This is a genomic window from Neisseria sicca VK64 (assembly GCF_000260655.1).
GTDB lineage: Bacteria > Pseudomonadota > Gammaproteobacteria > Burkholderiales > Neisseriaceae > Neisseria > Neisseria sicca_B.
The window spans coordinates 1-5,072 of the sequence record NZ_AJMT01000110.1; the positions used below are offsets into that span (position 1 = coordinate 1).

5 protein-coding genes and 1 pseudogene are annotated in these 5,072 nt (G+C 51.7%); 1 reads left to right on the forward strand and 5 read right to left on the reverse strand.

The genetic code is table 11. The annotated features are described in order from the left end of the window. The 5 genes and pseudogenes from HMPREF1051_RS15230 to HMPREF1051_RS06660 form a co-directional block, all read right to left on the reverse strand. Window positions 1–255: pseudogene (locus HMPREF1051_RS15230) on the reverse strand (hypothetical protein); the annotation flags it as partial. Next, window positions 159–509 (reverse strand): helix-turn-helix domain-containing protein, encoded by a 351-nt coding sequence (locus tag HMPREF1051_RS06645; RefSeq protein WP_003765219.1) that lies wholly within the window; start codon window positions 507–509, stop codon window positions 159–161. The gene HMPREF1051_RS06645 and the pseudogene HMPREF1051_RS15230, both read right to left, overlap by 97 nt. A 107-nt stretch (window positions 510–616) precedes the next feature. Continuing rightward, entirely contained in the window at window positions 617–1,804 is a 1,188-nt protein-coding gene (gene ccsB, locus HMPREF1051_RS06650; RefSeq protein ID WP_003766141.1) for a c-type cytochrome biogenesis protein CcsB, read from the reverse strand. Further along, window positions 1,794–3,749, reverse strand: a complete 1,956-nt coding sequence (locus HMPREF1051_RS06655; RefSeq protein WP_036492300.1) for a cytochrome c biogenesis protein ResB — start codon at window positions 3,747–3,749, stop codon at window positions 1,794–1,796. The genes ccsB and HMPREF1051_RS06655 overlap by 11 nt, the downstream gene beginning before the upstream one ends. Before the next feature lie 306 nt (window positions 3,750–4,055). Further along, complete coding sequence (locus HMPREF1051_RS06660; protein WP_003759506.1) at window positions 4,056–4,682, reverse strand: c-type cytochrome; 627 nt, start codon at window positions 4,680–4,682, stop codon at window positions 4,056–4,058. A gap of 200 nt (window positions 4,683–4,882) precedes the next feature. Here HMPREF1051_RS06660 and HMPREF1051_RS06665 point away from each other — a divergent pair. Continuing rightward, window positions 4,883–5,072 (forward strand): GTPase (locus tag HMPREF1051_RS06665; RefSeq protein WP_003766149.1); only part of this gene is annotated, 190 nt, incomplete at its 3' end.

Consider the following 5,072-nt stretch of genomic DNA (forward strand, 5'->3'; position numbering starts at 1 on the left):
GCGCCTTTGTCCGTAGCGTCCTTTATGCCGCCGGTAGGTTTCGACGAGGAGGGCTTTGTCGGCTGCGTCGGGGTCGGGTCGGTCTTGGTGGTGGTAGTAAAAGCTGCTTTTGGGCAGGTTTGCGATGTGCAGCAGGTATTTGAGCGGGTGTTGCGCCCTCAGTGTTTGGACGGTTTGGCTTTGTCCTTTTCGGTCTGTTTTTGGCTGAGGGCTTTTAACTCCTTTAAATAGGCAACCTTTGCGCGCATATAGCACAACTCTTCGATAAGCTCTGCCTGCGTTTTTTCTTGGTCGGGTTTATCTGAGATGAAGGGGTTTTTGCGGTGTTGGGGCATGGTTTTGGATTGGGGATGTTCGAGTGCGCCGATACCGCCTTCTTGATAGGCGCGTATCCATCGTCTCAGGTGGGTTCGGGAAATGCCGTAGTGGTCTGCGGTACGCTGTTGGCTGCGTATATGCAGGTAGTGGAGTACGGCTTGGTATTTGAAGTGTAATGTATATTTGCTCATAAAAAAACTGCACCTTGTGAGTTGGAGGGGATGTGTCCAACTTTTGGGGTGCAGTTCAGGTTGCGCTAAAGCTTTTCAGACGACCTTTTTTTATTGTGTTTTGACGCTTACAAGGTGCCGTAAGAGTGCAAGCCGCTCAGGAACATGTTGACGCCGATGAAGGCGAAGGCGGTAACGAACAGTCCGATGACTGCCCACCATGCGAGGATTTTGCCGCGCCAGCCTGCGACGAGGCGAAGGTGCAGCCAGACGGCGTAGTTCAGCCAGACGATGAATGCCCAAGTTTCTTTCGGGTCCCAGCTCCAGTAGCGTCCCCATGCGTCGGCTGCCCACAGTGCGCCGAGGATGGTGGCGATGGTGAAGAACAGAAAGCCGACGGCGATGGCTTTATACATGACTTCTTCGATGACTTGCGAATGCGGCAGCCATGATTTTTTGCCGGCGTTTTCGTTTCTCAATGCCCAGAGTTCGGCGATGCCGAGCATGGCGGCGATACAGAATGCGCCGTAGCCGATGAAGTTGGCGGGGACGTGGATTTTCATCCACCATGATTGCAGGGCGGGAATCAGGGGTTGGATGGTGTGCGCTTCGCGGGAAAAGCTGTACCAAAGGACGAAGCCGACGACGATCGCCATGAAGCTGAAGACGAAGCCGCCGAGTTTTTGTACGGTGAAACGGGCTTCGTAGTAGAGGTACATCAGCGCGGTGATGACGAGGAAGAGGATGAAGACTTCGTAGAGGTTGGAAACGGGGATGTGTCCTGCGTCAGGGCGCAGGAGGTAGCTTTCGTGCCATCGCACTAAAAGTCCGGTAAAGCCTGCGACGGCGGATACCCAAGCGAATACGGAACCCATGCCGAGCAGGGTGTTGGTGGCGACGTTTTTGCGTTGTGCCAGTACGGCGCCGGTGATGTAGGCGAAGAGTGCGAAGAAAACGAAGGCGCATTGCCACATAATCGCGGACTGGCTGCTGAGGAAGTATTTGAGCAGGAAGCCGTCGGCGTGTGTGATGTCGCCATCGTAGAGCATGACGGCGCCGTATGCGAGGACGGCACACAAGGGGGCAAACCAGCGCATGGGTTTGAAAAACCAGCCTAAAAAGACGGTTATGCCCGCGCTTGCCCACAAAATCACCATTTCGTAGATGTCCATGGTGTGCTGAATGCGGGTTTGGGCGAAAAATGCGCCGGCTGCGGTCAAGAGGGCGAATAGGCAGTCAACCGTATTCAGGGACTTGAGGAACGATTTGTGCGTCAGCAGCTCGTGTTCGGGTAGGGGGTTATGGTTATGCGTCATGGTTCAAATCTTTCGCCAGTCGTTGCAGGCTTTGTGTATGTTGCGGAAACTCTTTTTGCAGGTCGCGCTCGTTGCGGCTGGAAGACATGGCAAAGCGGATGTGGTCGTCTGAAAACAGGACCCACGCGCGTTTCTCGCGGATGTAGAACATAAATATCGTGCCGAGAACCAGCAAAACAGAGCCTAAATAGACTAAAAATGCACCGGGCGAGCGGGTCATTTGCAAGCCGGAGGAGCGGACTTCTTCAAAGCCGTCGAGTTGCAGGAGCATGGGTGCAGGATATTCGGTCAGACCGGTGTAGGCGTCCATACTGTGCAGCAGGAAGCGGTTGCGCGCTTCGTCTTGAGGCCACTCGGTCAGCTTGTATTTTTGGATGGTTTCTTCCAATACGGCATTCATAACGCCGAACAGCATTTCGTAAAAATATCCCTGCATTTTTTCCTGTTGCTCTTTGGGGATGTTTTTAGTAATAAATTCGTCCAACGCCAAATAGCCGCCTTTCGCAAAAATGCCCAAGGTGTTTTCGGCGGCAAGGGTAAATTGCTCGCGGATGTTTTCGGGCGCGTTTAAGGTTGCGTTGCGGATGACTGTTTTGCGTGCGGCTTCGTCTTTCAAGAGTTCGCGCATCGCCATGAAGGTATCGGGTTTGGAGGTTCTATCGGCAGGAATGCGCAGCCAACGGTATTGCTGTTCCAGACCTGTGCGCGTGCCAGTAATGAAGAAGTAATCCTGTTCCTGCTTGACGGGCAGCATGTAGTTTTTATATTCGACAGCCTGCCCCGCTTTGTCGCGGATTCGGTAAACAACGGACGGACCGATGTTGGTGTATTTTTTGTTCTCTTGGGACACGGCGCGCACGTCGTTAATCGCTGATTGCAGGGTTTGCTCTTTTTCAGACGACTTACCCATGTCTTCTACGTTCATGGACGTGAATTGGTCAAACTCCAGCTTGTAGGACGTATTGCCGATGTCGAGCGGGAAGTCGCGCATAGACGTTGCCCTGAGCGTAACCGGCTCGCGGCTTGGGTTGCCCAAATTCCAGGCTTTGAACTTCAAATCGGAGCCGCCGTCGGCAAAGCTCGCTTGATAGATGGTGATGCCGTGCAGCGTCAGCGGATGGTTGACGCGGATGGTGTGTTCGGATTTTTTGCCGCTTTCCTTGTCGGTAATTTCCAAATCGCTGGCAAAATCACGCGGCATACCGGTATTGTAAAAGTCGATGTGGAACTTCTTCAGCTTCACATCAAACGGCAAATCCTGAACCAACATTCCGTTGTCAGCGTTGAGGAAGACCACGTCCGCGCTTTGCCCTTCGGTAATGTTCACATTGCCGCGGAACGACAGGTTCGACGTACCCAAAATGCTTTCTGGTTTGAAGTCTTTGGCATAGACGGAATGATTGTCCGGTACGACGCGTCCGGTCAGCATACCGATTTTCAGCAGGAGGTTGCTGTCTATCAAGCCGCCCAAGCAAATCACAATCAGCGCAGTATGGGCAAAAATATAGCCCCACTTGTTCATCGCCCCTTTTTTGGCGGCAACCAAAACCGATCCGTCTTCGCGCGTTACGGTTTTGCAGCTGAAGCCTTGTACTTCGAGATAACGCTGGGCGATTTCAGACGACATCTTGCCTTCCAAAACGGTCGAATGACGCATCGCCGCCAATGATTTTTCTTTGGCGTTTTCACGGAATGATTTGATTTCACGAAGGAAAGGCGGAACATTGCGAATCAGGCACAAGCTGGTCGATATCACCAAAAACATCATGATGACCACAAACCAAGCGGACGCATAAACATCGTACAAGCCTAAAAAGTTGAAAATCTGCGACCAAAACGGACCGAATTTCACGACATAATTGACCTGCGGCTGGTTTTGCTGCAACACCGTCCCGATAACCGAAGCGACGCCCAAAAGGCTGAGCAGGGCAACGGCAAAACGCATGGAGCTTAAAAAAGCGAACCAAGGTTTGTGGATAAGGGGGACGGATGAAGGGGATTTGCTCATAGCGGTTTGATTTGATAAAGAATACGGGGATGGTCGGGATTCGGAAGAGACCCGATTATCGAACGGCACGAAAAATAGACATGATGGGGCAAAAAGCCAAAGGCTGCCATTTGAAAATACTTATTGCCTCAAAAGCGGCGGCATACCATCGCACAAGGTCGTCTGAAAACAACCGCCCAAGGGCAAGCGTTTTCAGACGACCTTGATATTCACATCATCCGCAAACAGACGGATTGATAGGAATCAATGCAGACCTTGGATGAAGTTGGAAACCGCATTCAACTCTTCTTCGGTCAGGCGTTTGGCAATATCTTCCATAATCGCGTTTTTGCGTTGTCCGGATTTATAAGCCTTCATTTGATCGACCACATAAGACATATGTTGGCCGCCTAAGCGCGGATATGCGCCGATTTCGGTACCGCCGCCCGGAATACCCGCGCCGCTGGGGCCGTGGCAGGACATACAGGCAGGAACTTTTTTATCCACCAAACCGCCTCGGTAGATTTTGCCGCCCAAAACAGGATCATTTTGTTTCGGGTTAGCCTCGCCGGATTTGGCCTGTTGTTTGGCATAGAATGCGGATACATTCAGAATGTCTTGTTCGGACAGGTTCATCACCATAGGTTTCATCACGGCGGCGGAACCGTTTGTACGTTTGCCTTCTTTAATGTCCAAGGTTTGACGGTAGATATAGGCACTGTGTTGCGCGGCGAGCTTTGGATACATGGCGATGCCGCTGTTGCCGTCCGCCGCATGACATGCCGCACAAATGGTAGTAGCCACTTCTTTGCCTTTTGCAATATCCGCTTTCGGGGCAGCGACAGCCGCGCCGGCAGCCAAAACCAAGGCCGCTAAAGTCAATCGTTTCATGGAGTGCTCCTGATTACAGCATTGCATACCGCGACAATGCCTTTTTTATACTCAAAACGCCGGATAAATTTTACCCGATAAAAACCGATAATTCTATAAACGTGCTATTCTATACTAGATTTACATTAAATTACTACCATGTTTCGCAACATGGACACGGCAAATTCCGCCACTCCGTCTCAGGGAACAAGGAAATACGGATGAACCTATTTCAGAACGCCAAATTCTTCACCACCGTCAACCATCTCAAAGACCTGCCCGACACTCCCGCAGAAATCGCATTTGTCGGACGAAGCAACGCAGGTAAATCCAGCGCGATCAATACCCTGACCAACCATGTCCGGCTCGCTTACGTTTCCAAAACGCCGGGACGAACACAACACATCAATT